This window comes from Actinosynnema sp. ALI-1.44 (assembly GCF_001984155.1).
Lineage (GTDB): Bacteria > Actinomycetota > Actinomycetes > Mycobacteriales > Pseudonocardiaceae > Kibdelosporangium.
This window is the reverse complement of record NZ_MTQO01000025.1, coordinates 60,079-85,428: the sequence shown is the minus strand read 5'-3', so window position 1 is coordinate 85,428 and position 25,350 is coordinate 60,079. Positions and strand designations below refer to the sequence as shown.

Annotated in this window: 36 protein-coding genes, 1 tRNA gene and 1 pseudogene; 26 read left to right on the top strand and 12 right to left on the bottom strand. The window is 66.4% G+C overall.

Annotated features, from left to right (window positions below; translation table 11 throughout):
- The 4 genes from ALI144C_RS55255 to ALI144C_RS02945 all read left to right on the top strand — a co-directional run.
- The coding region (locus ALI144C_RS55255; RefSeq protein ID WP_168211156.1) for a hypothetical protein at positions 1–461 on the top strand (461 nt) is incomplete at its 5' end.
- A 280-nt stretch (positions 462–741) separates the two neighbouring features.
- On the top strand, positions 742–1,215 hold the full coding sequence (locus ALI144C_RS02955; protein WP_076985419.1) for a DUF5994 family protein: 474 nt from the start codon (positions 742–744) through the stop codon (positions 1,213–1,215).
- A gap of 200 nt (positions 1,216–1,415) precedes the next feature.
- Positions 1,416–1,877, top strand: coding sequence for a DUF5994 family protein (locus tag ALI144C_RS54055; protein ID WP_076985418.1), 462 nt, complete (start codon positions 1,416–1,418; stop codon positions 1,875–1,877).
- An 820-nt stretch (positions 1,878–2,697) separates the two neighbouring features.
- Positions 2,698–3,738: a fatty acid desaturase family protein gene (locus ALI144C_RS02945; protein WP_076985417.1), complete on the top strand. Its 1,041-nt coding sequence runs from the start codon at positions 2,698–2,700 to the stop codon at positions 3,736–3,738.
- A gap of 677 nt (positions 3,739–4,415) precedes the next feature.
- Here the strand turns inward: ALI144C_RS02945 and ALI144C_RS02940 are convergent.
- Positions 4,416–4,634: a hypothetical protein gene (locus ALI144C_RS02940; protein WP_237773934.1), complete on the bottom strand. Its 219-nt coding sequence runs from the start codon at positions 4,632–4,634 to the stop codon at positions 4,416–4,418.
- A gap of 11 nt (positions 4,635–4,645) precedes the next feature.
- Positions 4,646–4,771, bottom strand: a complete 126-nt coding sequence (locus ALI144C_RS58325) for a hypothetical protein (protein WP_269086649.1) — start codon at positions 4,769–4,771, stop codon at positions 4,646–4,648.
- A 213-nt stretch (positions 4,772–4,984) separates the two neighbouring features.
- Here ALI144C_RS58325 and ALI144C_RS55250 point away from each other — a divergent pair, with 213 nt between their 5' ends.
- On the top strand, positions 4,985–5,128 hold the full coding sequence (locus tag ALI144C_RS55250; RefSeq protein ID WP_168211155.1) for a hypothetical protein: 144 nt from the start codon (positions 4,985–4,987) through the stop codon (positions 5,126–5,128).
- A 495-nt stretch (positions 5,129–5,623) separates the two neighbouring features.
- On the opposite strand, the gene ALI144C_RS02935 is transcribed toward ALI144C_RS55250, so the two are convergent.
- On the bottom strand, positions 5,624–5,857 hold the full coding sequence (locus tag ALI144C_RS02935; protein ID WP_076985416.1) for a hypothetical protein: 234 nt from the start codon (positions 5,855–5,857) through the stop codon (positions 5,624–5,626).
- Between the two features lie 120 nt (positions 5,858–5,977).
- Between ALI144C_RS02935 and ALI144C_RS58620 the strand changes: the two genes are divergently transcribed.
- Positions 5,978–6,196: a MerR family transcriptional regulator gene (locus ALI144C_RS58620; RefSeq protein WP_076985415.1), complete on the top strand. Its 219-nt coding sequence runs from the start codon at positions 5,978–5,980 to the stop codon at positions 6,194–6,196.
- Between the two features lie 5 nt (positions 6,197–6,201).
- Here ALI144C_RS58620 and ALI144C_RS54050 read toward each other — a convergent pair whose 3' ends face one another.
- A complete protein-coding gene (locus ALI144C_RS54050) occupies positions 6,202–6,984 on the bottom strand; it encodes a GNAT family N-acetyltransferase (RefSeq protein ID WP_143230362.1) in 783 nt (260 codons plus the stop codon).
- Complete coding sequence (locus tag ALI144C_RS02925) at positions 6,981–7,871, bottom strand: GntR family transcriptional regulator (RefSeq protein WP_083752650.1); 891 nt, start codon at positions 7,869–7,871, stop codon at positions 6,981–6,983. Before ALI144C_RS02925 ends, ALI144C_RS54050 begins: the two co-directional genes overlap by 4 nt.
- A gap of 99 nt (positions 7,872–7,970) precedes the next feature.
- On the opposite strand from ALI144C_RS02925, the gene ALI144C_RS02915 reads away from it, so the two are divergent.
- From ALI144C_RS02915 to ALI144C_RS02840, 18 genes are all read left to right on the top strand, one after another.
- Positions 7,971–8,213, top strand: a complete 243-nt coding sequence (locus ALI144C_RS02915; RefSeq protein ID WP_076985414.1) for a hypothetical protein — start codon at positions 7,971–7,973, stop codon at positions 8,211–8,213.
- On the top strand, positions 8,213–8,965 hold the full coding sequence (locus tag ALI144C_RS02910; protein WP_076985433.1) for an NUDIX domain-containing protein: 753 nt from the start codon (positions 8,213–8,215) through the stop codon (positions 8,963–8,965). The genes ALI144C_RS02915 and ALI144C_RS02910 overlap by 1 nt, the downstream gene beginning before the upstream one ends.
- Positions 8,965–9,387 carry an RRQRL motif-containing zinc-binding protein gene (locus ALI144C_RS02905; protein ID WP_202818835.1) on the top strand — a complete coding sequence of 141 codons (423 nt, stop codon included), beginning with the start codon at positions 8,965–8,967 and terminating at the stop codon, positions 9,385–9,387. The genes ALI144C_RS02910 and ALI144C_RS02905 overlap by 1 nt, the downstream gene beginning before the upstream one ends.
- Positions 9,387–9,539, top strand: a complete 153-nt coding sequence (locus ALI144C_RS55245; protein WP_168211154.1) for a hypothetical protein — start codon at positions 9,387–9,389, stop codon at positions 9,537–9,539. The genes ALI144C_RS02905 and ALI144C_RS55245 overlap by 1 nt, the downstream gene beginning before the upstream one ends.
- Positions 9,539–9,760, top strand: a complete 222-nt coding sequence (locus ALI144C_RS02900; protein WP_076985413.1) for a hypothetical protein — start codon at positions 9,539–9,541, stop codon at positions 9,758–9,760. Before ALI144C_RS55245 ends, ALI144C_RS02900 begins: the two co-directional genes overlap by 1 nt.
- Entirely contained in the window at positions 9,757–9,921 is a 165-nt protein-coding gene (locus ALI144C_RS55240) for a hypothetical protein (protein WP_168211153.1), read from the top strand. Before ALI144C_RS02900 ends, ALI144C_RS55240 begins: the two co-directional genes overlap by 4 nt.
- Positions 9,922–10,059: 138 nt before the next feature.
- Complete coding sequence (locus ALI144C_RS55235; RefSeq protein WP_168211152.1) at positions 10,060–10,212, top strand: hypothetical protein; 153 nt, start codon at positions 10,060–10,062, stop codon at positions 10,210–10,212.
- Between the two features lie 98 nt (positions 10,213–10,310).
- A complete protein-coding gene (locus ALI144C_RS02895; RefSeq protein ID WP_143230361.1) occupies positions 10,311–10,565 on the top strand; it encodes a hypothetical protein in 255 nt (84 codons plus the stop codon).
- Complete coding sequence (locus ALI144C_RS02890; protein ID WP_076985411.1) at positions 10,562–10,855, top strand: hypothetical protein; 294 nt, start codon at positions 10,562–10,564, stop codon at positions 10,853–10,855. Before ALI144C_RS02895 ends, ALI144C_RS02890 begins: the two co-directional genes overlap by 4 nt.
- The gene (locus ALI144C_RS02885; protein WP_076985410.1) at positions 10,852–11,793 is read left to right on the top strand and encodes a hypothetical protein; all 942 of its coding nucleotides are present in this window, start codon (positions 10,852–10,854) and stop codon (positions 11,791–11,793) included. Before ALI144C_RS02890 ends, ALI144C_RS02885 begins: the two co-directional genes overlap by 4 nt.
- Entirely contained in the window at positions 11,790–14,084 is a 2,295-nt protein-coding gene (locus ALI144C_RS02880) for a DUF3631 domain-containing protein (RefSeq protein WP_076985409.1), read from the top strand. Before ALI144C_RS02885 ends, ALI144C_RS02880 begins: the two co-directional genes overlap by 4 nt.
- 464 nt (positions 14,085–14,548) lie before the next feature.
- Positions 14,549–15,067, top strand: a complete 519-nt coding sequence (locus ALI144C_RS02870; protein ID WP_076985408.1) for a hypothetical protein — start codon at positions 14,549–14,551, stop codon at positions 15,065–15,067.
- Positions 15,064–15,429: a hypothetical protein gene (locus tag ALI144C_RS02865; protein ID WP_076985407.1), complete on the top strand. Its 366-nt coding sequence runs from the start codon at positions 15,064–15,066 to the stop codon at positions 15,427–15,429. The genes ALI144C_RS02870 and ALI144C_RS02865 overlap by 4 nt, the downstream gene beginning before the upstream one ends.
- Positions 15,426–15,761, top strand: a complete 336-nt coding sequence (locus tag ALI144C_RS02860) for a hypothetical protein (RefSeq protein WP_076985406.1) — start codon at positions 15,426–15,428, stop codon at positions 15,759–15,761. The genes ALI144C_RS02865 and ALI144C_RS02860 overlap by 4 nt, the downstream gene beginning before the upstream one ends.
- The gene (locus ALI144C_RS57195; protein ID WP_237773933.1) at positions 15,758–16,096 is read left to right on the top strand and encodes a DNA cytosine methyltransferase; all 339 of its coding nucleotides are present in this window, start codon (positions 15,758–15,760) and stop codon (positions 16,094–16,096) included. Before ALI144C_RS02860 ends, ALI144C_RS57195 begins: the two co-directional genes overlap by 4 nt.
- Before the next feature lie 113 nt (positions 16,097–16,209).
- Positions 16,210–17,241 (top strand): DUF3631 domain-containing protein, encoded by a 1,032-nt coding sequence (locus ALI144C_RS02850; RefSeq protein ID WP_237773932.1) that lies wholly within the window; start codon positions 16,210–16,212, stop codon positions 17,239–17,241.
- Entirely contained in the window at positions 17,196–17,429 is a 234-nt protein-coding gene (locus tag ALI144C_RS58320; protein ID WP_076985404.1) for a helix-turn-helix domain-containing protein, read from the top strand. Before ALI144C_RS02850 ends, ALI144C_RS58320 begins: the two co-directional genes overlap by 46 nt.
- A gap of 70 nt (positions 17,430–17,499) precedes the next feature.
- Positions 17,500–18,657 (top strand): site-specific integrase, encoded by a 1,158-nt coding sequence (locus ALI144C_RS02840; protein ID WP_237773931.1) that lies wholly within the window; start codon positions 17,500–17,502, stop codon positions 18,655–18,657.
- A 78-nt stretch (positions 18,658–18,735) separates the two neighbouring features.
- Here ALI144C_RS02840 and ALI144C_RS02835 read toward each other — a convergent pair.
- The 5 genes from ALI144C_RS02835 to ALI144C_RS02815 form a co-directional block, all read right to left on the bottom strand.
- Positions 18,736–18,808, bottom strand: a tRNA-Ala gene (locus ALI144C_RS02835).
- Positions 18,809–18,848: 40 nt separating this feature from the next.
- Positions 18,849–19,709, bottom strand: a complete 861-nt coding sequence (gene sepX / locus ALI144C_RS02830) for a divisome protein SepX/GlpR (RefSeq protein WP_076985402.1) — start codon at positions 19,707–19,709, stop codon at positions 18,849–18,851.
- A 153-nt stretch (positions 19,710–19,862) separates the two neighbouring features.
- A complete protein-coding gene (locus ALI144C_RS02825; RefSeq protein WP_076985401.1) occupies positions 19,863–20,519 on the bottom strand; it encodes a GNAT family N-acetyltransferase in 657 nt (218 codons plus the stop codon).
- A gap of 4 nt (positions 20,520–20,523) precedes the next feature.
- Complete coding sequence (gene glp / locus ALI144C_RS02820) at positions 20,524–21,747, bottom strand: molybdotransferase-like divisome protein Glp (protein ID WP_076985400.1); 1,224 nt, start codon at positions 21,745–21,747, stop codon at positions 20,524–20,526.
- A 16-nt stretch (positions 21,748–21,763) separates the two neighbouring features.
- Positions 21,764–22,651, bottom strand: a complete 888-nt coding sequence (locus ALI144C_RS02815) for a UTP--glucose-1-phosphate uridylyltransferase (protein WP_076985399.1) — start codon at positions 22,649–22,651, stop codon at positions 21,764–21,766.
- A gap of 24 nt (positions 22,652–22,675) precedes the next feature.
- On the opposite strand from ALI144C_RS02815, the gene ALI144C_RS02810 reads away from it, so the two are divergent.
- Together ALI144C_RS02810 and ALI144C_RS58875 are read left to right on the top strand one after the other, a co-directional pair.
- Entirely contained in the window at positions 22,676–23,254 is a 579-nt protein-coding gene (locus ALI144C_RS02810; RefSeq protein ID WP_076985398.1) for a 5-formyltetrahydrofolate cyclo-ligase, read from the top strand.
- 8 nt (positions 23,255–23,262) lie between these two features.
- A pseudogene (locus tag ALI144C_RS58875) lies at positions 23,263–23,454 on the top strand (FmdB family zinc ribbon protein); the annotation flags it as partial.
- Between the two features lie 14 nt (positions 23,455–23,468).
- Here ALI144C_RS58875 and ALI144C_RS58870 read toward each other — a convergent pair.
- Positions 23,469–23,657: a hypothetical protein gene (locus tag ALI144C_RS58870; protein WP_441297528.1), complete on the bottom strand. Its 189-nt coding sequence runs from the start codon at positions 23,655–23,657 to the stop codon at positions 23,469–23,471.
- A gap of 1,251 nt (positions 23,658–24,908) precedes the next feature.
- Positions 24,909–25,343 carry a large conductance mechanosensitive channel protein MscL gene (gene mscL, locus ALI144C_RS02800; protein WP_076985396.1) on the bottom strand — a complete coding sequence of 145 codons (435 nt, stop codon included), beginning with the start codon at positions 25,341–25,343 and terminating at the stop codon, positions 24,909–24,911.
- Positions 25,344–25,350: the final 7 nt, after the last annotated feature.

Here is a 25,350-nt window from a genome sequence, read left to right as displayed (position 1 = left end):
TCTACACCGGCGGCAGATTCGGTGCTGTCACCGAACCGCCTGCCGAACTGCTCGCCGAATGCCTGGCGACCGTTCAACGCGCTGCCGATCTCGGCTACCGCGGTCTGTGCGGTCTCGACTGCGCCTCGACCCAGGACGGCAGGCAGGTCGTGTTCGATCTGAACTTCCGGATTACCAGTGGCACGATTCCGTTGCTGGCACTGCGTTCCGCGCGGCCCGACATCCTCGACCAGCCCGCCGAGTCGGTGAAACTGACCGCTGCCGGGCCGCTGTCCGACCTGCTCGGCGAGGTCGGCCCGGCCGTCACCGCCGGTGGTCTGCTCGTCGTGGCCGGTCATGACACCGCGCGCACGGACAATCCAGTTCGACAGAGCGTCCTGCAACTGGTGGTGTTCGGAGACGATCCCGACGAGGTGACCGCTCGGCGACGCGCACTGGAGAAGAAGACCAGCCGCCGCTGACTCGTGACAGAGCAGGGCTCACTCGGAAAGCGCGACGCCGGTCGGACCGGATCCACCGGCCGACCGGCGAGCAGAGTCAGACCAGTCGGACGTTGACGGCCTCGAGCAGACCGCCATCACTCCGGCGTCGCCGTGTACCGATGTGTCGTGTGTGCCAGGCCGCGTGACGTATGGTGAGGTCACCAGAGGCGATCGGAGTGCTCGCGGTTTCGCGGACACCGCCTTGGGCGCACGAAATCAACCCCGGCGGACACACCCGGCCGGAGGCAGGAGCGCCGAGATGACCTCGCGTCGGCCGAATCTCCCCCGCACCAAGCCGGAAAACGACCGTTCCGCGCCGCGGCTGGAGATGAAACCTCCAGGCGCGGCCAGCGGACACGTCGACGGTGGGTGGTGGCCGCGGTCCAACGACCCGGCGGTCGAATTCCCCGCACTCCTCGCCGCACTCGACGCATGGGTCGGGCCGACCAGTCGTGTCTCGTACCGCCTCGGCACCTGGTCCGGTATCGGACGCAAGGTGACCATCGGCGGCCGGGCGGTGCGGTTCGAGGGCTTCCATTCGATGGATCACGACACGGTCGTGGTGATCGGTGCGGACTCCCGGCGAGTCAATCTCCTGGTGGTGCCATGGGACACCCCCGGCGGGAAGGCCCGTGCTGTGCTGCGGTCCACCGCGGCTCGCGACTCGACCGCCAGTGTGGCGGACATCCTGGCCAGCAACGGCAGCCGGACAGCGGCGTCCGCCGAAGGATGACCGACGGGATCCGAAACCGGAGAAGAGCGCTGCACCGCACGACACGCGCACCGAACGCGGTGAGCAGTGATTTGGCGTACCATGGCGACACGAGGCATTTCATGCGTTCGCAGCAGGGCTTGCGCCACGCGCCATCCCGCTCCTGCCCCTGGCGGGCTGCCCATGGACTGACCGTTTCGGCTGGAGACGGGAACACTGCGATGAGCTACGACCTCAACAGCGAAGCCCCGACGACACTACGTCCGCCTCGCGAACTACGGCTGCAGGTCAAATCGCGCACCGCGGCTCGAGGCCACGTCGATGGAGCATGGTGGCCGAGGTCGAGCGACCCGGCCGCGGAGTTCCCCGCGCTGATCATGGCATTGAGCTCATGGGGCGGGCCGGCTCGGCACATGGCCTACCACCTCGACGACTGGGGTCCCGCTGACAACACGCTGATCGTGGAGAGCTGGGCGGTGCACCTGGTCGGCTCCCGAGCGACACCTGCCAGCACCGTGGTGATCACCGGTCTGAACCTCGAACCGATCCGTCTGCTGGTGATCCCACCCGCCACGCCACCCGGCCCGGCCCGTGCCGTGCTTCATGCGGCGTCCCGCTCGGACACCGTCACCTCGGTCGAGGACATTCTCGCCAGCAACGGCGTCACCCCTACTGGTGGGTAGTCGGACCTCGCCCGTGACAGCACCGGGCGATACAGGTGCGTCTCGAACGTTTCCGGTCACCGCGACGGGCAGCGGCTCCCGACTATGACCTCTCGCAGGTTTGAGCACCTACGATCACGTGTACCCCAGGGTGTGACCCCAGTCCCCGGTGACGAGTTTAGCCTGTCAATCCACAGTGACCGCTGAGCCGGTGTCGGCGTGGACGCCCGCCATCCACACTCCCCATGCCTGATGTTCGCATCGGGGTGACCACGGATGGTGGCAGCCTCGGTGGTCCGTCCACAAAGGATCTACCATGTATGGCGTCGCAGGCACCGTCGACCTGGGTCGGCAACAACGCACCAGCGGAGCGGCAGCAGCCGGTGGTCCGACTTGTGCCCCCGCTCTCACGAGAGCGAGCCCGGGAACAAAACCTGCACCGGCGCAGTTGTACTGGTATACGCCCGCTGACCGCTTGTGGTCGCGGTTCACGCGACCAGGCCTTTCCCAGCTCGCAGCTCCTTCGACACCGTCTGCCGCAACAGTCGCGACGGTGGCGCTGCGCCAGGGGCGTACCAGTCTTGGAAGGACAATCATCACCGCTTCGATCAAATCCGACCCCGCTCGCACGCAGGGTCTGTTCAGCCATCCCTACACGTACGAGTCGCACGAGCGGTGCGATCCGGTCGCCACGGACCACCGCATCTCGCGCGCGAAACTGTTCCGCGACCCCTTCGACCGGGCCACCGATCATCGGGGCGCAGGCACAGCCGGGCACCACACGCGGCTCCACGAGCCAGCCGTTCCACACCAGGGATCCCACTAGCCAGGAGAGCCACTCATGACCACATTGGACAAGCCGCTGCCGGACGTCGCTGATCCGCCGAGAGGAAGCGACTTCGCCCTGCTCTCCAGGCAGATCAAGCAAGCGGGCCTGTTGGACCGGCGGCACGCGTACTACTTCACGCGGATGGCGATCAACTTCCTGCTGCTCGCCGCAGGCGGCCTGGCGTTCGCACTGCTCGGCGACTCGTGGTGGCAACTGCTGGTCGCGGCGTTCCTCGCAGTGGTGTTCACGCAGTTCGCGTTCATCGGACACGACGCCGGGCACAAGCAGATCTTCCGCTCCCGCCGCCGCAACGATCTGGTCGGCTATCTGCACGGCGGGATCACCGGGATCAGCTACCAGTGGTGGGTCGGCAAGCACAACTTGCACCACGCCAACCCCAACCACGAGGACCACGATCCCGACATCGACCTGCCCGCGCTCGCCTTCAGCCGCGAGCAGTCGAGGGCCAAACACGGCATCTACCGGTGGATCACCAAGTACCAGGCGTTCCTGTTCTTCCCCCTGCTGCTGCTCGAAGCGGCCATGCTGCGCATCGCCAGCATCCAGGCAGTCGTACGCCGTGAGATCAAGAAGCCCGTGCTGGAAGCCGCACTGCTGACGATCCCCCTCGCCGGTTACCTGACGGCGGTGTTCCTGGTGCTGTCACCACTGCAGGCGCTTCTGTTCATCGTCGTGCACCAAGGGCTGATGGGCGTCTACCTCGGCTGCTCGTTCGCCCCCAACCACAAGGGCATGCCGATCCTCACCAAGGAACAAGAGCTCGACCACCTGCGCAAACAGGTGCTGACCTCACGCAACATCTCCGGCGGCCGCTGGGTGGACGGGTTGCTCGGCGGCCTCAACTACCAGATCGAGCACCACCTGTTCCCGCACATGCCCCGGCCCAACCTGCGCCGCGCCCAGCCCATCGTGGAGGCCTTCTGCGCACGGCACGGCATCCCGTACAGCAAAGCCACCCTGCGCAACTCCTACGCACAGGTCCTGCGCCACCTGCACGACGCAGGTGCGCCCCTCCGCAACCGGACTGCCTGACAGGCGAACGCCGATCCCCGCACCCCCAACCGTGAGTCCTATATAGATGAGCAGTGGACGCCGTTGCGCCGGGATCGGCCTGGTCATCCTCGGCGTCCCGCTCGCAATCCCCCCGACCGCCCGGTCCTCCCCCGGTGCGGTCGTCCCCATCATCGCCGGAGTCCAGCACGTGAAAGCCCACGTGCCCACCGCCGTGCACCTAGTGTGGAGAGACCAGTCGCGGCCGAACCAGGTACTTGCCGCAACCTCCCCATTGCCTGGCGCCGAAGCCGTCGTGTGCTGGTCATAGCTGCCCAGCACACGACGTAGGCAACCCATCAGCTTCGAAAAGGAACGCCCAAAAGGCCGCTGGTCAAAAACCAGAGTAACCACGCTGGATCAGAAGGAGCTGGCACCGTGGGGGGTCTGGGGGGCTCGGCCCCCCAATAAAAAGACGGACGACCCGGCGAAAGTGCGAAGCACTGAGCAGGGTCGTCCAGAGTCCGTGGAGCTGAGGGGAATCGAACCCCTGACCTTCTCGATGCGAACTATCAGCAGGAAGGTCATTCACGGTGTTTGCCAAGGTCAGAGGGTCGACGTTGGTCGGTCGTGGTCGCTGAAGGTCGGGGGGGTTGCTGTACTTTGCTGCTGTACAGCAGGTGTCTCACGCACCCCTTCCTAACCGCAGCGAGCTTGCGTCAGGCCTGGCCGCGTCGCAGAAGCTCCAAGATGGCGTCCAACTTCGTCCCGTGGTCCGCGAGCGTCGCCACGACCTCCGACTGGGTAGCCGCGATCTCGTTCAACCGGTTGCCCTGCCGCTTCTGCGTAGCCTCGATCGTTGCCAACATCTCGTAGATCGACTGCACATCGTTGTCGAGCTGCCGCACCTTGCGTTCGACTTCAGTCGGGGTAGCCATGACCGCGAAGCCTAGTCGCCGACATGAGCACTGCCCACCCACCAGCACGCCACCACCGCCTCGACGGCCCCGGCGAGCGACGCGACCTCGTCGACAGCCACACCGGCTCGGCCACACCGCGCGGCCTCGACGGCCACCGGCCCAGACCACCACCACCTCGACGACCCCGGGCAGTGTCCGTCAGAACCCTCAACACCCTCAACATGCCTGGTCACAGCGTTGAGGGTCGCCCTCTCAACCCTCAACACACCCTCACCGCGTCCAACCCCGTTGAGGACGCGACACCCGTCTGTTGAGGGTCAAAACCCGTACCCTCAACGCCTTGACCTGCAATGTTGAGGGTGTTGAGGGTGTTAAGGGTCTACGGAGACAGCCACACCGGCTCGGCCACGACCGCCGTGGAGCACGAGTTCGTCGAGAAGCCCGACGAACAACCACAGCCTCGATTAGCCGGGACGTCATACGCGCGGCTGGACTCGTCGGCAGAGACGTGAGCTGATCGAGCGGCGCACGGTCATCATTCTCGCGCGGAACTGGCGTACGCGAGATCGTGTAAGGCTGGCCATGTGGGTGTGTCTCCTCTCGATGGGTACACACCCGAAACCTCTCCCTGATCTTGACCTTTGACGAGGTTTCACCCGAAAGCGGTGCCACTCGGCGAGCAACTGCGGCTTCGGCCGGTGTGGCAGTCGCAGACAGAGACCCTGCCCGCCAGGCCCGCCGTGGCCGCGCGGTGACACCCAAGCCTGGGCAGTGTCCGTCAGAACCCTCAACACCCTCAACACCCTCAACATGCCTGGTCAGACCCGTTGAGGGTCGCCCAACCAACCCTCAACGCACCCTCACCGCGTCCAGCCCGGTCGTGGACGCGGGCACCTGCTGTTGAGGGTCAAAACCCCAACCCTCAACGCCCTGACCTGCAATGTTGAGGGTGTTGAGGGTGTTAAGGGTCTACAGAGACAGCCACCTGGCGAGCGAGCCGCGACGCCTCAGTACCGAGTCAGGCCGTAGGACGCGCTCAGGCGTAGCCAGAACTCGGCAGCGTGCCGCGCCGCCTCGGGTTCACGCACGCCGATTTCTTGCTGTCGCGCAGGTCGCCCCTGAACCTGCCGCTCGGTGTACAGCAGCCAAGGCTTCAGCCCGCTCGGCGTGCTTACGAGCAGCCAGACCTCGCCGCCGTACGACGCGCGAAACTGGTCCTTGGCCAGGATTGTCCAGGTCATGCCGCACCTCTCAGCACACAGCCGCCGGTCCCACAGGCTGAGCGTACGGCAAAGTGTGGCAAATGTGGCATTCGCTGGATCAGTGGTGTACGTGGCGATTGTCGCAGGTCAGCGCAATCTGTGGCGTTTGTATGTGATCGTGGCGCTGTGCCGCCCAAGCTCGTCTCGACTGGAGTTGCCGCGCGAGAGCTCGGCGTTGACCGAGGCACGTTGCATCGCTGGTGGCAGGAAGGCCTTGTAGAGCCAATCTTCGTCACTGCTGGCGGTCACGCCCGCTGGGATGTCGAAGATCTCAAACGTCAGCTACGCGAGAAGCGCAAGACCGACGACGCACCCTAAGAGGCTCAACTTTCTCCCGACAACGTGCGGAAGTACATTCCGTTTGCCTGCTTAATTTCCAAGGCATGCCGTTCGAGCATCCTCGCCGCTTGGTCGAGAGCCACATTCCAAGCGTCATCAGAGATAGGTGGATTCTCAAGCTTCATGCTCGCAACCAAGTTGGATGCTTCCAACCACAGGGCGGCCGTTCCATCAGGATCGTAGCTCGACACGTTCATAGCGCTTCCCTTCCCAGTTAGGCGCGTCGGACGTTGCATCAGTGTGCCAGAACCTCGCGTTCTTCCGGGGACCGAAAGATCCGGAGCGGTAACCTCGGCCACCTTCTGAAAACCGTGGCGTTCGTAATACTGATGCAGGCGCGGGTTTCGGCGATGCACGTCAATTCTGAGCCACAGCTTTCCCCATCGCGCTACCTCATCGGCGGCCCAATCAAGTATTACTCCGCCCAGATCTTGTCCTGCGGCATGACGCAATACGGCGATTCGGAATATATATCCACCAGATTCTGGCCCGTCTGGCCAGCCGTGCGCAAACTGCGGGTCAGCCGCCTTCGACAAGGTGAAGGTCGCTACTGGGCCCGACGCCTCACCTAGTCTCACCAAGTATGTCAGGCCGTGCTCAATGTACGACCGGATCCGTTGCGTTCTCCATGTGGCATCTTGCGAAAACGATGAAGGCCATTGCTCAATTCCGCGTTCTTGCAGCCACTTCGCAGCGTCATCAAGGATGTCGAGTACGGTATCGAGGTCCTCGGGAAGCGCCCGAGATATAGAAACATTAGAGGTCATGCCGACTTCACCTCTGCCTCAGGCTGCGCCACTGGAAGCTCGTAGCGAACGTATTGCTTATCACCGGCGAAGACACTCGCCAAGACCCGGATTCGACGACCGTGCTCATCGATTCCGATCCGCGCGTGCTCACCAACCGGCGTTCCGGTAGGTAGTGCGAGTAGTGACCGTTCATCATCCGCTGGCATTCTCGATCGAATTTCGTCCACAAACTTCACCTGACGGATACCAATCGACCGGATTATGCCACCCGGCATGGTTATATCGCGTTCTTCGAGCAGTGGCGCAATACCGTCTACCTTCCGGTGCGCGACATCCTCCGGGAACCATGAATCCGCGAGCATGACCGGAATCCACTCGACCCCTGGAGGCTTGCGCACCATACGCACTCGACGCCTTCGCACCAGCCGCGTTCCCGGTTCAACAGCGAGCCACCGAGCTACCTGCTGAGGGGCCGAACGGGTAGTGACGGTCACTACTTGCCTTCCCTCCCAGCCTTGTTCCTCTACATTGCTTAGCCACTGATCTACTCCCCTGACCTCGTCATCTTTGTAGGCGCCGACCTCAAATTTGCTCGCGTCAAAGTGGATCTCAAGCGGTCTCCGTACCGTACGGCCGACGCTTCCAGCTCCGGCGTAAACTAGCCCAGCTTGCTCCAATCGAGTGAGAGCGGTCCGAATCGTCGCCCTTGAGAAGCCGAAGCGCTCGACCAGTTCTCGTTCTGGCGGCAGCTGCTCACCTGGGGCGTATTTCCCCTCCTCAATGAGGGTGTGCAGTTCGTTGTAGACGACTTGCCATCGTGCTCGACCGTCCACGTCTAAGCCTCTCACTTGGGACAGCGGTTGCGTCCGCTTGGTTCGCTTGGATCGTACCAAGGGGTTGCGCATCTCGATGCGTGGTGAGTATGGTCCGTACCAAGCTAACCAAGCGTACCAAGCGGTCCATCTCACGGAAGGTAGCAAGTGGAAAAGCAAGGGGATGACTCAGTGGATGACGCCGCGTTTTCGCAGTTCAGCCCGGACGGGCTGACCGCTGCGGACGTTGACGTGATGCTCGCCGAGGTCGCAGACGTGTTGGCAGAGATGCCGTCCGCAACGTCGGCATTGGTGGACGGTTCGGCGCGTGAGCAGCGCGACCGTCGTGTGGTTCAGCGCAGGTTGAGCGGCGTCGTCCGCACCCTGCGGGTTCAGGATGTCGTGGCCGTTCCGACAGGGACGGAGGCCGCGTGATGACCCGGACGTTCGGTTCCGTGGATCACCCTGGTGTGTCGGTGCCGGAATCGGCGCGTTCGTGGTCGGTGCCGTTCGAGGGTTACCAGCCGGTGGACATCACCCCGCCCGAGCTGCGACCGGACGGGTTGGCGCGGTCGGTTGCCGAAGGGTGGGCCGAGCCGTACGCCACCCCGGCCGAGGTCACAGACTGGGCGCAGCGGCAGGCGGAGGCGTTGTTGCCGTTCGAGTTGGACCACGAGGGGTGGCCGCTCAACCCAATCGGTCGTACTGGTCGGTGTGGCCGCAACTTGGGTAAGTGGGGGGAGAATGCCGCCGCTGACCCGATCGTCATCGCCGGGACGGGGAGTAGCAGGCGGGTTCTGCTGATTCAGCGTCGTGACTGTGGTGACTGGGCCATTCCGGGCGGGATGGTCGACCCGGGTGAGACCGCCCCGGCCGCGTTGGTGCGTGAGCTGCGCGAGGAAACCAGCGTCGACCTCACCGAGGTCATCCCTTCGGTGTTGACCCGCACGTATGTCGCGGACTGGCGCGCGACCGATCACGCGTGGGTGTGTTCGACCGTGGCGCTTTACACGCTGTCCGAGCAGGTCACCGCGATCGCAGGTGACGATGCAGATGCGGTGCGCTGGTGGCCTTTCTCCGACGTGCCCCAGCTCGCCGCCGCTGTCGCCGCTGGTGGCGGACGCCTCTACAGCGCGCACGGGCCGCTGCTGGCGTTGGCCCTGGGCCGCGTGGACGGGGTGGCGTGATGGCGGGCAAGTCGTTCCCGTGGGTGCCCGTGGCGTCTGTGCCGTGGTCGGACGGCCCGACCTTCACGCGGGGTACGTACAACGGGTTGCCGTTGTTGTCCTACAACTGCGCGCCGCGTGACAAGCTCGCGACGTTCCGCCAGTTGCGGGCGATGGGGTTGCGGCCAGGCGGAAACGACCCGGTCGCGGTGCTGTACGTGCGGCACAACGCGTCCAAAAAAGTCAGTTTCGCGTCGTTGTACTTGATCGCGGACGCCGCCCCGGTCCGACCGATGACCCCGGCGAAGTGGACCGCGTTGGCCAAGGCCAACCTTGCCCGCCGAATCTGCCGCACCTGCGGCAAAGACCCGCTGTATGTCCTACCCTCCAGCACCCGCCAGTGCTGGACCTGTTGGGCCGCAACAGAAAGCGAGGCAGCGTGATGTCCAACGCCAGATTCTACGAGACCGACCCGAACCAGCGGATCGTGAACGCGCTCGACGACCCGGACGGCAAAGGGGGGCCTTTCACGAAGGAGCAGCAGCAGGAGAAGACCGAACGCTTCATCAACGACCGCACCGCTGGCAGGTACTGATGGCCTGGGAACTGAGCTACGGCTGGGAATGCCACGTGTGCGGCGTCACGTCGTTCATCACCTTCACCGACATCGACATCGCGGTGTCCAGTGTGGTCCAGCACGCCGACGAGCGGCATGACGGATTGCTCACCGACATCGACATTGTCGAGGTCTCCACCGAGATCGCGGAGGACGACGAGAACTACTGGGACAACGACGACGAGGGGGATTGGCTGTGATCAGCTACAAGAACCTGTACCAGCAGCGGGCCGACACGTTCGCGGAGACCGCGCAGAACGCGCCCACTGAGCACGAACGACGGACAGCGCAAGCACAGGCGGACGAGTGGGCGCAGATCGCGGCCCAGTCCAAGTCCACCACTACTCCCACCACCGACTGAGTCCGGGAGGACAGTCATGGCCAACTGCACCCACCCCTCGACCACTAGCACGAACGTGGGCACCGCGACGCTGGTCGTCTGCGACACCTGCGATGTCGTCGTCTGTGGCATCGCCAACTAAGTCAGGAAAGGACAGTCATGAAGCACCTCGAAGTCAAGCGGAACTGGTGGACCAACCGTGGCACCACCGCGTGCGGCATCACCTACGACACCCGTAAATCCGGTCAGGGCGGGTGGTTCGAGTCCAAGTGCCCGGTCTGCGAGCAGGTCCGCCAGCAGTCGCGCCGCTAGCTGTGCCCCGGACCGGCGACCTGTGTCCCGCCAAGAACCCTGTTCGCCGGTCCGGGCACTGCCACCCCACCGATCACCAGACCGAAAGGGCACCACCAGTGTCTACCCAGCACCCCCACGACGACCACCCGGTGCCCGCCGCCGTGGTCGCTCTCTACGACGACATCCCCTCCGGCGCCGCCCCGGCCACCGAGCGCGTCGCGTGGTTGGACAGGAAGGCCGCCGTGTTCGACCGGTTGGCCACCTGCACCGACGCGCGGTTCACCGACTCCGATCGTGCCTACTCCGCCGCGCGGGCCGTGGAAGCCCGGCACGCCGCGCACATCATCCGCGAACAGGAGGCCCAGCGATGACCGCCATCCCCACGCCCGTGCTGCTGGTCGGCCTGGCCCTGGCGACGCTGGCCGTGGTCGCACTGTGGAAACTGCTGCTGGTCGGCGGCGGCATCCTCGCCGCGCAGTGGCTGATGGTCACTGCCGCTGAGGACAACCCCGCGCTGGTGGTCGCCACGCTTGCGGTGCCCGCGCTCGTGGTCGCCGCCGTCATCACCCACCGCATGCCCCACCGGATCTCCCACCGTGCCGCACCCGGTCTGGGTGCCCGCGCCTACCGCCCTGTCGCTGTTGAGGAGGCCACCCGATGACCAGCGCCTACCCCACCCCGGTCGACAAGCTCACCGAGCAGATCCGCGCACTGGCCTCCGAGCAGGGCGTGTGGCCCTCGCTGCGACAGATCAAGATGCGGTGCAACGTCGGCCACCCCAAGGCCGTGGACGCGTTGGCCGCGCTGCGCGCCACCGGTTTCGACCCGGCCAACCCCGACCGGCAGACCACCCCGGACCAGACACAGGACAGTCAGACACAGGACAGTGAGACCGCGCCCGTGCCGGTGGCCGAACGACGCTTGCACGCTGTACCACCCGCCCACGACCCGGCCGAGCAGGAGAACCAGGCCGACGACCACGAGCCGGTTGCCAACACAGCCACGAACTCCTCCGCGACCGTCGATACGCAGCCGGTGACTGTGCCGCCTGAGCCGGTTCCCGCGAGGGCGGAGTCCGTGACCGTGGCATCCCCGGTGGCCGACGTCGCCGACCCGGTCAGCACGGTCGCAGAACCACCCGTGCCCGCGTCGACCCGCATGGCGAGCCGGTGGCGCAACCTGCCGGTGTACCTGATCGCTCTGGGCGCGTTCGTCGCCATCTGGGGCGGTTGGGTAGGGCTGGGTCAGCTCACCGGGTTCGGCCCGGTGAACCTGCTGCCCGGCATCGGTGACGGCTGGACCATCAACACCGCGATCACCCTGCCGCTGGGCATGGAGGCGTACGCCGCGTACGCGATGCGGGTGTGGTTCGACAAGTCCATGCCCGCGCGGGCACGCCGGTTTGCGATGTGGTCTACCTGCGGTGCGCTGCTGCTGGGCATGAGCGGGCAGGTCGCCTACCACCTGATGCAGGCCGCTGGCGTGGTGGCCGCCCCGTGGCAGATCACCACGTTCGTGTCCTGCTTGCCCGTGTTGGTGCTCGGTGGCGCGGCGGCCCTGGTTCACCTGTCCCACGACACATCTGAGGTGCAGCGATGAGCATCGACCACACCACCGACACGACCAGCACCCAGATCACCGAGGACCAGATGACCACCGAGCAGATCACCGAGCCGAGCAACGTCCGTGAGCTGCGAGCAGGCACGACACCAGTGGACGCCGCGGCTGCTGAGCTGCGCGACGTAGAACGGCAGGACCAGCACCCGGACGCCGTCGACAACACCGACAACACCGACAACGACGCGGACGACGACGGTGACGCGGGTGAGCCTGCTGAGGTGACGCTGGTCGACCAGCCCGGAGGCGACTCCGTCAGTTGGATACGGCGGTTGCAGGAAGCCAAGCGGGAACCGATCCTTCCCGCCTACCTGCGGTCCTGGGAGGAGGCCACGGCGACCGCGAGATGGGTCGCGGGCCACTACGTCCACGCAGCCGGGTACCACGCGCTGCGCTCGCCGCTGTACGGGCTGCGCCTGGCGGTGCGTGCTCCGCGCGGTGCGCTGCTGCTGGCCGCCGCGACCGGCCGGTGGGTCACCGACGCCGAGGGGCGGCAGTTGCGGCGCGAGGCGGTCAAGGTCAACGACACGGCGGCCTACATGCGTCTCTCGGCCCAACGCGATGCGCGGGTGCGGTTTCGCGCGCTGGTGCTGGCTTTGTGCCTAGCGGTCGGGGTGCCCGCGCTGATCCTGCTGCCCGGCGCGGTGGCGAGCTGGGTGACGTGGGCGTGCACCGCGCTCGCGCTGGCCCTGCTGGGCAGGCTCGGCACGCCCGCCGACAAACCGGTGGTCTCGCCTGCCGTGGTCGCTAGCCGGTTCAGCAAGCTCACCAGCGACGCGGTCACCCAGGCGTTGGCATCCCTGGGGATCTCTGCGATCAACCAGGCCCTCAAGGCCGACGCGCGAGCGATCGGGTTCGTGCACCCCATCCACCCCGAAGGCCCTGGCTGGCGCGCGGAGATTGACCTGCCCGGTGGCGCTACCGCCGAGGACGTCATCAAGAACCGCGCGAAACTCGCGTCCGCGCTTGGTCGGCCGTTGGGCTCGGTGTGGCCGGAAGGCCGCGCGGACATCAGCCCGGCCCGACTGGTGTTGTGGGTCGGCTACGAGGACATGAGCCAGGCCAAGCAACCCGCGTGGCCGCTGCGCAAGGGTGAGGCGATTGACCTGTTCGACCCGCAGCCGTTCGGCACCGACGTGCGCGGCAACTGGGTGTCGTTCGTGCTGATGTTCGTCTCCGGTGTCATCGGCGCGGTTCCGCGTATGGGCAAGACGTTCGCGTTGCGAGAGCTGCTGCTCATCGCCGCGCTGGACCCGCGCACCGAACTGCATGCCTACGACCTGAAGGGCACCGGTGACTTTTCGCCCTTGCAGCCCGTGTCACACCGCTACCGCGCGGGGGACGAGGACGACGACATCGTCTACGCGTTGACAGCGTTGCGGGAGTTGCAGAAGGAGCTGCGCCGCCGCGCCAAGGTGATCCGCGAGCTGCCGCGTGAACTCTGCCCGGACAGTCAGCTCACTACCGAACTGGCCTCCAAGAAGTCCTTGGGGCTGCACCCGATCGTCGTCGGCGCCGACGAGGTGCAGATCTGGTTCGAGCACAAAGAACACGGCGCCGAGATCGAGGAAATCGTTACCGACCTGGTCAAGCGTGGCCCGGCGACCGGCATCGTGACCCTGCTGGCCACTCAGCGCCCGGACTCGAAGTCCATTCCCACCCAGATCAGCGACAACGCCATCCTGCGGTACTGCCTCAAGGTCGCCGGGCAGGTCCCGAATGACATGGTGCTGGGTACATCCAGCTACCAGAACGGCGAGCGCGCCACACAGTTCAACTTCAAGCGCGACAAGGGTGTTGGCCTGCTCAAGGGCGTCGTGGACGAGACGACCACGGTCCGGACGGTCAAGCTCAACGGCCCCGACTCCGAGGCGCTGGTGGCCCGCGCCCGCGCCCACCGGCTGGCAGCAGGCCGGATCACCGGGTACGCCGCTGGCCTGGACGCCACAGTGGACGACACCACGACGGCCGCCAACACGCTGCTGCAAGACCTGCTGACCGTGTTCGGCGACACCGATAAGCGTTGGTCAGAGTCCTTGGTGGACGCGTTGGCCGAGGTCAAGCCCGACCAGTACGGCCCATGGGGCGAACTGGCCAACGGCAGTGCCAAAGCAACCCAGCTCTCCGCCGCGCTTAAGCCGTTCGGCATCAGCACCAAGCAGGTGTGGGGCACCGACCCGGCCACCGGCAAGGGTGCTAACCGGATGGGTGTCGAACGCGTCCACATCGCCGCCGCGCTCACCGAGCGTGACAAGAAGTCGAAGCGGGCCTAGCCCGCGATGGGTCTAGGTCTAGACCCGGCCCCCCTCTAGACCTAGACCCCTCACTAGACACCCGCATATCGCCTGATCAGCGCTCTAGCGACTAGAGGGCGTGGTCTCGCGTACCCAAAACAGCCCCAGAAGGGCATTTCCATGACCCCCACGGCCGCGTACCGGCTCACCGCGCTCGCCGCTCTCATTGTCGCTCTCAGTGACACCGTGCCCGCGTGGCGCGGCTACGCCTGGATCTTCCTCGCCGCCTCCGCGCTGCTCTACGTCGTGTCCTGCTGGGCCTTCCCCTACCGCGACTGCCGCGCGTGCGATGGGTTGGGGCGCTTCCGTCGCCGTCGTCTGGGCGGCTTCCGTCGCTGTCCACGCTGCGACGACACCGGCCTCCAACTCCGCGCCGGACGCAGAGTCTTCAACTCGCTGAGTCGTCACCGCTCCCGCACGCGACGTTCTGAAGGGACCTCATCGTGATCCCCGCAACCGACCTGGAAGCCGTCACGGTCGGCCTGCTGATGCAGTTGCCCGTCGACACCGCCCGGCTTCACCTCGCCCGGCTCGAACCCGGCGACTTCACCGACTGGCGCGCCGCGACCACCGTGACCCTGCTGGCCGACATGCTCACCGCTGGACTGTCCAGCGTGGACCCTGCCGCAGTACTTGGCTACGCCTTGCGCACCGGCGCCGTGGCTGGTGAGCACAAGCTCAAGCGGGTCGCCGAGTGGATCGCCGATGCTCACCGCACGGCACCGTTCGTCCCCGCCACCCTGGACTTCCACATTGACCTGCTGCTGGAAGCCACCTACCGCAGGCACGTCGTCCAGTACGCCACCCGGTTGTCACAGGCCGAGAAAAACGGAGCGTTGGACCTGCTCGACGGCCAGATCACCACCGGCTACGCCCGGCTCAAGACCTACCGCGACCGATTCACCACCCACCCCGCGCGTCTGCACGCGGTGACCGACCACACCGGACAAGGTGCGGCATGAACACCCCCGACCGGCTCGACTTCGCTTGGGACACACCAGAAAGTGACCTGGTCGCCTTGCGCGGCGGCCCGCGTGACCTGCGCTGGTACACCTACCCCGATTGGCTCGCCGCCCGGCTGTCCAGCCGCCGTATGCGCTGCGACCTCGCCCGACCGGACGGCGCGTGCCGCTGCTACGCACCCACCACCACATGGATTGGCCGCACCGACAAGCCGGACTCCGAGGCAACTACAGCGATGCGGGCCCGCGTCTGGCACTACATCCCACCCACCCAATGGGCCCACTGGGGTCGCGAATACCTCACACCCGACGAACGCACCGACCACACCGGACACACCAGTGTGACGGAGGTAGCGGCATGACCACCGAACTGCAGTTCGCCGAAACACTCGACCCACGCGGCCACCCGGCCTACCTCAACGGCGGACCACGCGACCGCCAATGGTGGCCCTACGGCCGCTGGCTCGCCGCCCGCGCGGAAAGCCGCCACGACGGCTACCCCCTGGACCACGCATGGGGCTCAAGCCGCTGCTACCTGCCCACCGACCAGTTCACCGTCAACACCGACCCGCGCTACGTCCTGCGCGTCGGCAAAGCCCGCGTCTGGCAGTACATCCCACCCACCCAATGGGCCCAGTGGGGCCGCGAATACCGCACATCCGAAGAACCCGCCTACGAGGAGCACCGGCCATGACAAGGCATCGCCTGCTGGACCTGTTCTGCGGAGCCGGTGGCGCATCGGCGGGCTACCACGCCGCGGGGTTCGACGTGACCGGAGTGGACATCGAACCCCAGCCGGACTACCCGTTCCCGTTCGTCCAGGCCGACGCGCTGACCGTGGACCTGCACGGCTTCGATGTGGTGGTCGCATCGCCGCCCTGTAAGCGCTACAGCACCGTCACGCCATCCGAACGGCACTGCCCTTGCGGCCGACCACTACCGCCCCGGCGCGTTACCGGCCGCTGGCCGCGCTACTGCTCCCACGCCTGCCGCCAGGCCGCGTATCGAACCAGGAAGGCCCTGTCATGACCGCCGCACTTCGCATTGTGGAGACCACACCCGTGCCAGGACACGAGATTCTCGATCAGGTCCGTGACTTCGTCGCCCGGTTCTCCGTGTTCCCCTCCGAGCACTGCGCGCCGATGCTCGCCCTCTGGTACGCCCACACCTGGGTAGCCGACGCGTTCTACATCACGCCCCGCCTCATTCTGTCGTCCGCCGAACCCGGCTCCGGCAAAACCCGCGTGCTGGAAATCGCGCAACACCTCACCAACCAGCCCGAAATGACCGCAGGAGGATCCGCCTCCGCTCTGGTTCGGATGGTCGCGGCAGGACCGATCAGCATCCTGATGGACGAAGTGGACGCCGTGTTCGGTCCTGGTGGCGCGGGCAATGAAGACGTGCGCCAAATGTTGAACCTGGGCTACAAGCGATCCGCGACCGTTCCGAAAACCAAAGGAGATCCGGCAAGCGGGTTCACCGTCGAACGCCTGCCCATATTTGCCCCCGTCGCGCTCGCCGGACTCGCCGGACGCATGCCCGACACCATCACCACCCGCGCTATCACCATTCACTTGCGTCGCCGACGCCACGACGAACACGTGGAGTCCTACCGGGAATCCCGAGCCACCCGTCAAGCCACCCCCATCCGCGAAGCACTCAGCGCGTGGATGACCAGCATCGGTGACAACCTCGTAGAAGCCGAACCCGACATGCCCGACGGGGTAGAAGACCGCCCAGCCGAAATCTGGGAACCACTGCTGGCCATCGCCGACCAGGCAGGCGGACACTGGCCGGAAACCGCACGCAAGGCGTGCACCTACTTCGTGCTCAACCAGAAAACCGCGCCATCACTCGGCGTCCGCCTGCTCGCCGACCTGCGGGCACTGTTCACCGAACGCGACACCGACCGGCTACACACCGCCGACATCATCACCCATCTGCGCTCCATCGACGACGCCCCATGGACGGACCTCAACGGAAAACCACTCGACGCACTGCGACTGTCCAAAGAACTCAGCCCATACCAAGTGGCGCCACTCTCGTTGCGCATCAACGGAAAAAGCGCGAAAGGCTACACCATCCACCCCACCACCGACCCCGTCGAACAGGTCGGCCTGACCGACGCATGGGCGCGATACCTGCCCGCCCCGAAAAACGGAGGTGCACTTTGAGCCACCCGATTCAGCCCAAATGGCACACAGTTGCCGAAGTAGCGCAGATGCTGGGATACGGGCTCTCGAAGACCAAACAGCTCGTTGCTACCGGCCAGATCAGGTCCATTAAGGACGGCGGGAACCGTCGGATCTTGCCCGCCTGGGTTGACGACTACATCAACCGACTTGTGGAGGAGGTGGCCTGATATGACAGGCAAAGGACGCGCCAACGGCGAGGGGTCTATTTACCCGTTCCGCAACGGGTTCGCTGCCTACGTGTGGGTCACCACCCCAACCGGCGACAAGAAACGCAAGTATGTCTACGGTCCGACGCGCGAAGCGGTCCATGACAAGTGGCTCAAGCTGCACCAGGCGGCCAAGACCGGCCCAGTGGCGACGTCGGTTCCACGTCTACGTGAGTTCCTGAACTACTGGCTTACGGAGGTGATCGAGCCGAACCGCGCGCCACTGACGTACGTCAATTACGAGCTGTTCGTCCGGCTCTACATCGAGCCCGCTTTGGGCGGTCAGCGTCTGGACAAGCTCGGTGTGCGCGACGTTCAGAAGTGGATTAACGCCATTCCCGGCATCTGCCAGTGCTGTGTACAAGGCAAGGACGCGCGCCGGGACGAGAAGCGCCGCCGTTGCTGCGCCTTGAGCGCTCGCCTGTGCTGCAAAGACGCGCCATCGTCCCGGACCGTCTCCGACATTCGCGCGTGTCTACGCGCGGCGCTAAACCACGCGATCCGGGAGGAACTGATCGGGCGGAACGTCGCGGAACTGGTGACGCTTCCGACTGTCCGCAAGCGCAAGCGGACGGCATGGACGAGCGAGGAAGCCCGGAGGTTCTTGGAGTCGGCCCGAGACGCCCGTGACGCGATGTACGCCGGATACGTGCTCGCCGTCGTCCTGGGCCTGCGCAAGGGCGAGATATTGGGGCTCACATGGGACGCGCTCGACTTCGCCAACGGTGAGCTGATGGTCGGCCACCAGCTCCAAAGGGCCAGGCGGAAGCTGCTACACCGCGAGACGAAGACCGCCGCGTCGGACGACACCATGCCGCTGCCGTCCATCGTGGTCACGGCCCTGGAGAAGCGGCGGCGCGACCAGCTCGCCGACCGGAAAGAGGCTGATGTGGCCTGGCACCCAACCGACCTGGTGTTCACCACCAAGTACGGGCAGCCGATCGACCCCCGGAACTTCAACCGGTCCTGGGATAACCGCGTCGCACGCTCCGGCGTCCGGAAGATCACCGTTCACGACGGCCGTCGTTCCTGCGGGACACTGCTGGTCGACCTGGACGTGCACCCGAGGGTGATCATGCGCATCCTTCGGCACGCCCAGTTCTCGATGACCATGGAGATCTACTCACAGGCGTCCTCAAAGAAGACGCGGGACGCGCTCAAGCGCCTGGGTGAGAGCCTGGACGAGTAGCGCCACTGCTGTACTTTACTGCTATCAAGGCACGAAAAAGGGCCGTTCACGCTACTGTGGACGGCCCTTGACCTGCGGTGGAGCTGAGGGGAATCGAACCCCTGACCTTCTCGATGCGAACGAGACGCGCTACCAACTGCGCTACAGCCCCTTGGTGCTCCGCAAGCTTATCAGGCCCTTCGGAGCGGTTTTCACTCCCCCACCGCTCGGCGGTATCGCAGGCTGTCGGGGTCTTCGAGCTCGTCGAACGCCGGGTCCTCGTCGTCGATGTCGACGACGACCGCGTGGGGGTGGGTGATCCGTGGCGGCTGGATCGTCTTGGCGACGGGGGCTGGTTCCGGGCGCTCGGTGGGCTCTTCGGCATAGGTCTCGTCGTCGTGGTCTTCCGCGTGCTCTTCCCGGTAGTCCTCGTAGGCGGCTCGCCTTGCTTGGGCTATGCGGGCTGTTCTGCGTTGGCGGATTTCCTCTTCGATGCGTACTTGCCTTCGGAGGTATGTCAGGTAGCCGACGAGTGCTATGTCCACCGCGCCGTGTAGCCACCAGGCCTGGGCGTACATCACCGCGCCCACTACTGCGCTGCCTACGGCGAGTAGCAGCATGGCCACTACGACGCGTTGGCGGAATGCGTACTTCGCTCGTGCTGTCCGCGCGGCTGCTTCCGGGTCGAACCCGCCGCGGCCTGGCCGGAAGGGGCGGGGGTGTGCCTGGTCCGCTCGAGAGGCGGCACTGTCCGTGGCCACGGGGTCACGATCGTCCGCTTCGTCCGCGGTGTCGAGGGCTTCGGGGTGTTCCGTAGCCGAATCCATATCGTCGGCGTGGGCGTCCGGGCCTTCTTCGGCTTCGTCGTCGTCGATGTCGTGGGAGTGGTGGACGTCGTCGAGCTCGGCGGTGTCGCGCATGTCGGCCTCCTCGGCACCGCCCTTCCGCACGACCCGCGCGGCGAGTGCGGAGTCCGCGGTCCTGGCGATCTCCTGGCGCTTGCGCACGATCATCGGGACGAGGACGACCAGCCACCCCAGGACAAGCGCCACCACTATCAGTGAGCTCGGCATGCCTCGTCACCTCCCCCGATCCGTTGCAATTCACCACGCTAGTCACAAGAGTCACAGGTGTGACGGAGGCGCGCCGTGCGCGATCTCCCGGCGCAAGGTCCTTTCAGGCGTTTTCGTGGGGCATACGCCTGAAGTGCGACAAGGAAATTCCCCCTATTGGGGGATGGCAGCACGGCCGTCCGCAACGAGCCGGTGGACCAGTCCATCTGGCACGTCCTCGGTGGTGAGCGCGAGGCAGAGATGGTCCCGCCAGTCACCGGCCACGTCGAGGTACCGCTTGAAGAGCCCTTCGTGGCGGAAGGAGAGTTTCTCCAGCACACGCAGGCTCGCGGTGTTCTCCGGCCGCACGGTTGCCTCTACGCGGTGCAGCCCGGCCAGCGTGAAGCAGTGGTCGACCACGAGCGCCACCGCCGCGGGCGCGACACCGCCGCCGATCACATGCGACGCGACCCAGTAGCCCACCCACGCCGAGCAGAGCGAGCCCCTGATCATGTTCCCGACGGTGACCTGCCCGGCGAACTGATCGTCCACCGTGATCACGAACGGCAGGCTCATCCCCCGCCTGGCCAGCGCACGCAGCGACGACCATTGCCCTGGCCAGGCCAAGGTGCTGTTGCGGTCGTCCCACGAGCCGGGAGCCGTCGGCTCCCAGCGTTCGAGGTGCTCCCGGTCGCGTAACCGGATCCGGCTCCACACCGAGGCGTCGAACAGCCGGGGGCCGCGGACCGCGACCACACCCGCCTTCACCCGCAGCGGCCCCAGTTTCGCGGGCCAGCCGGGATGCCGGCTCTGCGGGCCCGGCACGTCCACGCCCTCACCCGCGCTGGGCTAGGAAGCTGACTTGGACCTCGTCGCCGACGGCCACGTCGGTCGTCTCCTCATCCACGAGGATCAGGCAGTTGGCCTCGGCCAAGGACGCCAGCAGGTGCGCGCCGGACAGGCCGAGCGGCTGGACGAGGTACTGGCCGTTGGTCTCGTCGCGCAGCAGCTGGCCACGCAGGAAGCCGCGCCTGCCCTTGGTCGACGAGATCGGCGAGAGCAGCCGTGCCGTCACGATCCTGCGGCGCGGGTTGCGTTTGCCCTGCGCGGCCCGGATCAACGGACGGACCACGACCTCGAAGACGACGAGCGCGCTCATCGGGTTGGCAGGCAGCACGAACGTGGGCACCGCGTCCTGACCGAGCCTGCCGAACCCCTGGACCGAGCCGGGGTGCATGGCGACCCTGGTCATGTCCACGTCGCCCAGTTCGGCCAGCGCGGCGCGGATCTCGTCGCCCGTGGCCCCACCGACACCGCCTGCCAGCACCACGATCTCCGACAGCAGCAGGCGGGACTCGACGACCTCACGCACCTTGCGCTGGTCCGGGCTGACGATGCCGACCCTGGTGACCTCGGCGCCCGCGTCACGCGCCGCGGCGGCGAGCGCATACGAGTTCACGTCGTAGACCTGGCCTTGGCTCGGCGCGCGGTCGATGTCCACGAGCTCGTCGCCGATCGAGATGATCGACACCCGGGGACGCGGGTAGACGAGCACCTTGGCGCGGCCGACGGCGGCGAGCAGGCCGACCTGGGCCGACCCGATGGTGGCGCCCCGGCGGACGGCGACGTCCCCGGTCTGCACGTCCTCACCGGTGCGACGGACATACGCGGCCGACGGCACGGGCTGGTTGATGGTCACGCGCGCGGGGTGCTCGTCGGTGTAGCCGAGCGGCACGACCGCGTCGGCCAACGTGGGCAGCGGCGCGCCTGTGTCGACTCGGACGGCCTGGCCCGGCTGCAGCCTGCGGGGCTGCCTTGATCCGGCCGGGATCTCACCGACGACCGGGAGCACCACCGGCTCCCGGCCCGCCGACTGCACGTCGACGCTGCGCACCGCGTAGCCGTCCACCGCTGCCTGGTCGAAGCCAGGGAGGGCGTGTTCGGCGACGACCTCTTCGGCGCAGAGCAACCCCTGCGCCTCGGAAATCGCCACACGCACGGGCGCGGGCCGCACCGCGGCGGCCAGTGCCCTGGCGAGCTGCTCGTCGACTGACCTCATCCACCCGACCTCTGTGTTAGTCCTTGACCCGATCGCGCAACCACGCACGCAGACCGGGCCCATACTCAGGGTCATCGAGTGCGAAGTCCACGGCGGCACGCAGAAAACCGCCAGGATTGCCCAGGTCGTGACGTCCACCGCGGTGCACGACCACGTGCACGGGGTGCCCTTCGGAGATCAGCAACGCGATCGCGTCGGTCAACTGCAGCTCGCCGCCCGCGCCGGGCGTGATCCGCTTCAACGCGTCGAAGATCGCCCGGTCAAGCAGGTAACGACCGGCCGCGGCGAAGGTCGACGGAGCCTCGTCGGCCGGTGGCTTCTCGACCATGCCGCGCACGGTCTTGACGTCGGCGTCGGCGGTGTCCTCGACGTCGAAGACGCCGTAGGCGGAGATCTGCTCACGGGGGATGTCGAACGCGCACAGGACGCTGCCGCCGCGCTGAGCACGGACCTCCGCCATCCGCTTGAGCACGCCGGTGGGGAGCACCAGGTCGTCGGGCAGCAGCACGGCGACCGCGTCGTCGTCGCCGTCGAGGTTGGGTTCGGCGCACGCGACCGCGTGACCGAGGCCCAGCGCCTGCTCCTGGATCGCGGTCTCCACGTTCAGCAGTGCGGGCGCGCGCCGCACCTTCTCGAGCAGGGCGTCCTTGCCGCGGGCCGCAAGAGTCTGTTCGAGCTCCGGCTGGGGGCGGAAGTACTGGGCGACCGCGTCCTTGCCCGGCGAGGTGACGATCACCAACCGGGACGCGCCCGCCTCGGCGGCCTCGGCCGCGACGAGTTCGATCCCCGGCGTGTCGACCACCGGCAGCAGTTCCTTGGGCACGGCCTTGGTGGTGGGCAGGAAACGCGTGCCAAGCCCTGCGGCGGGCACGATTGCTGTCTTGAATGCGAGCGACGGGCTCATGGATTGTGAGCCTAACCTCATGCCGTGACTGCTGTTCCCACCACCAAGGACGAATGGCGCAAACGCTTGCTGGCCGACCGCCGCGCCGTGCCCGCCGAAGTCCGCGAAGCCGAGGCCACGGCACTGGCGGCCAGCGTCCGCGACCTGGTTCACGCAGGCCAGACGGTGTGTGCGTACGTGCCGATCGGTACCGAACCGGGCTCCCGTGACGTACTGGACGAACTGGTGAACGAAGGGGTCCGGGTGCTGCTGCCGGTCGTGACAGGCAGAAACCCGCTGGACTGGGCGGTCTACGACGGCACACTGCGGCCAGGGCCGCACAAGCTGCTGGAACCGCCGGGCGAACGCCTGGGACCAGCGGCGATCAGCGCGGCGACGGTGATCCTGGTCCCGGCACTGGCTGTGGACAGGGCGGGAGTGCGCCTGGGACGTGGCGCTGGTCACTATGACCGCTCGTTGGTATATGCGGCGAAGGGCGCCGCGTTGGTAGGTGTGGTCCGGGACCAGGAATTCTTGGAGCAACTGCCCGCTGACCGGCACGACGTGCGGATGACGGCGGTCCTGACGCCCGCCGGAGGCGTGGTCGAAGCCACAAAGGCTTAGCACTCTCCGTGCTAGACTGCCAGACGCGAGTATCGCGGTCCCCGAAGGAGAGAAAGCCCGTGCCGACCTACCAGTACGCGTGCACCGTGTGCGATCACCGGTTCGAGCAGGTCCAGGCCTTCACCGACCCTTCGCTGACCGTGTGCCCCGAGTGCTCGGGAAAGCTGCGGAAGCTGTACGGCTCCGTGGGCGTGGTGTTCAAGGGCAGCGGCTTCTACCGCACTGACAGCCGCTCCAACAGCACGAACGGCACCAACGGAAGCGCTGAGAAGAGCACGGCCAAGGCCGAGAGCTCGTCAGCGGCGGCGTCGACGTCCTCGTCCTCGTCGTCGAGCAGCACGAAGTCGGAGTCCTCCAGTTCAAGCTCGTCGAGCTCGAGTTCAGGTAGTGCGTCGGCGGCCAAGGCTTCCTGACAGCTGAAACTTCACTGATGCCCCGGGCCCGCTGAAGGCCTGGGGCATCAGTTGTTCGCGCCTGACCTTGGCGACCGGCTTCGTCGAGTCGCGTTGCCTCGATCGGGAGCCGTTCGACGGCTGTGTTGCGGCTCGTGCAGCACGGCGGGAATCGGCTCGACGGCTTGTGTGCGAACACAGAGCGGTGCTTCGGGGTTTGTCCCTTCCGTATGGCCTGGGCGCAGCCCAACCACACGTGTCCAGAGGTCCGCCAGCACGACCAGCCCCGGCGACAGCCACACGGACCTCTTGACGCGTGTGGTTGCCTCTGGCAGGCCGTACGGAAGGGACAAACCCCGCCCCTGACCCGGGACACCGCGCCACGACCCGGCACTGAAGCCCGTCCCGACCCTTTGCCTTTCGGTGGCTTGCCTCCCGGCGAGGGCTTCTTTCACCCCCGCGACCCTGGTGGTTCGGACATCTATGCCCCGCGCACGGTGATGGTCATGCCGCGGTGTTCTCCGGGTGAAAAGGAGGGCCCTCGCCGGGAGCAGACCTCTGGGCAGAAGGTCTTCGCGTCGTGTTCTTCCCGGCGCATGTTTTTATGACCTGGGGTTTCAGGGCGCGGGCGTCCCCTGCCCGTCGACCTGCCCCAGGGAACCACGGTCTATCAAGAGGATCGGTACCGCTGGCGCTGGCGCTGGTTGTCGTGGGCCGACCTCTGGACAGACCGTGGTTGGCTTCGCCCAGGCCGACGGGCAGGAGACACCCCCGAAGCACCACTCTGCGCTAGCGCGCGGCCCGTGTGGCTGAGTCTGCGCTGACGCGTACGCCACTTGCGGGCCTGGCCTGCGCTGGCGCGCGGCCGACCGGGCTCGGCTGCGCTGGACGGTAGGGCTGGTCTGCGCTCGTACGCACACTTTCTCGGGCTCTGGCCTGTGCTGACCGGGCTTGTGCGGTTGTCGACTTGCTCTGGCCGATTGGGACAGAGAAATCGCTGGGTTTCAGCGGCTATGCGCGCTGTCGGTGTGGGTGGCGGCCGTTGCGGCCACTCATTGCTTTAGTGCAGGTTTGGCGTTGTCTCTGCTGGGTTCGACGAGTGGCGTCGATGATGGTTCGGTTGGTGTTGGCGGATCCCCGGCGAGGCAGTTCGACGCGGTAGCCCGGCGGGGCGGCCCGACGACACAACCTCCACCGCGACTGCGACCGTGGGTGTGAGCGGGCTTGCCGGGCTGCCGACGCCCTCTGCCTTGTGTTGTTTGTCAAAGACCCCTGTCTGGTGCCTGGCCTGGGCGTGACTGCGGGGGCTGCTGCTGGGACCGCAGCAGGTCACGGATCTCCATGAGGACCTCGGTCTGGGTCGGCTCGGCCGGGCCTGGCTCCTCGCCGCGCTTGCGTCGCTCCTGGATCTTCTTCATCGGCAGGACCAGTACGAAGTAGACCACCGCCGCGATCAGGATGAAGTTGATGATCGCGGTGATCACCGCGGCGAAGTCCATGGTGGATTTCGCGTTGCCGTCGACGATCGTCCAGGACAGGCCGGTCACGTTCGAGCCGCCGATCGACGCGATCAACGGGTTCAGGATGCTGTTCACCACGGAGGTGACCACTGCCGTGAACGCGGTACCCATGACCACCGCGACCGCCAGTTCCAGCACGTTCCCGCGCATGATGAAGTCTTTGAAACCCTTCAGCACGGCACTA

What these genes read in the sequence shown, in the direction of transcription:
- ALI144C_RS02925 (WP_083752650.1), bottom strand. Translation starts at nt 7,871, where the DNA reads ATGCGCAACCCCTTGGTACGATCCAAGCGAACCAAGCGGACGCAACCG.
- ALI144C_RS02850 (WP_237773932.1), top strand. Translation starts at nt 16,210, where the DNA reads ATGCTCGCCCTCTGGTACGCCCACACCTGGGTAGCCGACGCGTTCTAC.
- ALI144C_RS02890 (WP_076985411.1), top strand. Translation starts at nt 10,562, where the DNA reads ATGACCGCCATCCCCACGCCCGTGCTGCTGGTCGGCCTGGCCCTGGCG.
- sepX (WP_076985402.1), bottom strand. Translation starts at nt 19,709, where the DNA reads ATGCCGAGCTCACTGATAGTGGTGGCGCTTGTCCTGGGGTGGCTGGTC.
- ALI144C_RS02860 (WP_076985406.1), top strand. Translation starts at nt 15,426, where the DNA reads ATGACCACCGAACTGCAGTTCGCCGAAACACTCGACCCACGCGGCCAC.
- ALI144C_RS54050 (WP_143230362.1), bottom strand. Translation starts at nt 6,984, where the DNA reads ATGACCTCTAATGTTTCTATATCTCGGGCGCTTCCCGAGGACCTCGAT.
- ALI144C_RS58320 (WP_076985404.1), top strand. Translation starts at nt 17,196, where the DNA reads ATGGGCGCGATACCTGCCCGCCCCGAAAAACGGAGGTGCACTTTGAGC.
- ALI144C_RS02885 (WP_076985410.1), top strand. Translation starts at nt 10,852, where the DNA reads ATGACCAGCGCCTACCCCACCCCGGTCGACAAGCTCACCGAGCAGATC.
- glp (WP_076985400.1), bottom strand. Translation starts at nt 21,747, where the DNA reads ATGAGGTCAGTCGACGAGCAGCTCGCCAGGGCACTGGCCGCCGCGGTG.
- ALI144C_RS02955 (WP_076985419.1), top strand. Translation starts at nt 742, where the DNA reads ATGACCTCGCGTCGGCCGAATCTCCCCCGCACCAAGCCGGAAAACGAC.
- ALI144C_RS02815 (WP_076985399.1), bottom strand. Translation starts at nt 22,651, where the DNA reads ATGAGCCCGTCGCTCGCATTCAAGACAGCAATCGTGCCCGCCGCAGGG.
- ALI144C_RS57195 (WP_237773933.1), top strand. Translation starts at nt 15,758, where the DNA reads ATGACAAGGCATCGCCTGCTGGACCTGTTCTGCGGAGCCGGTGGCGCA.
- ALI144C_RS54055 (WP_076985418.1), top strand. Translation starts at nt 1,416, where the DNA reads ATGAGCTACGACCTCAACAGCGAAGCCCCGACGACACTACGTCCGCCT.
- ALI144C_RS02865 (WP_076985407.1), top strand. Translation starts at nt 15,064, where the DNA reads ATGAACACCCCCGACCGGCTCGACTTCGCTTGGGACACACCAGAAAGT.
- ALI144C_RS02935 (WP_076985416.1), bottom strand. Translation starts at nt 5,857, where the DNA reads ATGACCTGGACAATCCTGGCCAAGGACCAGTTTCGCGCGTCGTACGGC.
- ALI144C_RS02940 (WP_237773934.1), bottom strand. Translation starts at nt 4,634, where the DNA reads ATGGCTACCCCGACTGAAGTCGAACGCAAGGTGCGGCAGCTCGACAAC.
- ALI144C_RS55245 (WP_168211154.1), top strand. Translation starts at nt 9,387, where the DNA reads ATGTCCAACGCCAGATTCTACGAGACCGACCCGAACCAGCGGATCGTG.
- ALI144C_RS02910 (WP_076985433.1), top strand. Translation starts at nt 8,213, where the DNA reads ATGACCCGGACGTTCGGTTCCGTGGATCACCCTGGTGTGTCGGTGCCG.
- ALI144C_RS55235 (WP_168211152.1), top strand. Translation starts at nt 10,060, where the DNA reads ATGAAGCACCTCGAAGTCAAGCGGAACTGGTGGACCAACCGTGGCACC.
- ALI144C_RS02945 (WP_076985417.1), top strand. Translation starts at nt 2,698, where the DNA reads ATGACCACATTGGACAAGCCGCTGCCGGACGTCGCTGATCCGCCGAGA.
- ALI144C_RS02900 (WP_076985413.1), top strand. Translation starts at nt 9,539, where the DNA reads ATGGCCTGGGAACTGAGCTACGGCTGGGAATGCCACGTGTGCGGCGTC.
- ALI144C_RS02880 (WP_076985409.1), top strand. Translation starts at nt 11,790, where the DNA reads ATGAGCATCGACCACACCACCGACACGACCAGCACCCAGATCACCGAG.
- ALI144C_RS02905 (WP_202818835.1), top strand. Translation starts at nt 8,965, where the DNA reads ATGGCGGGCAAGTCGTTCCCGTGGGTGCCCGTGGCGTCTGTGCCGTGG.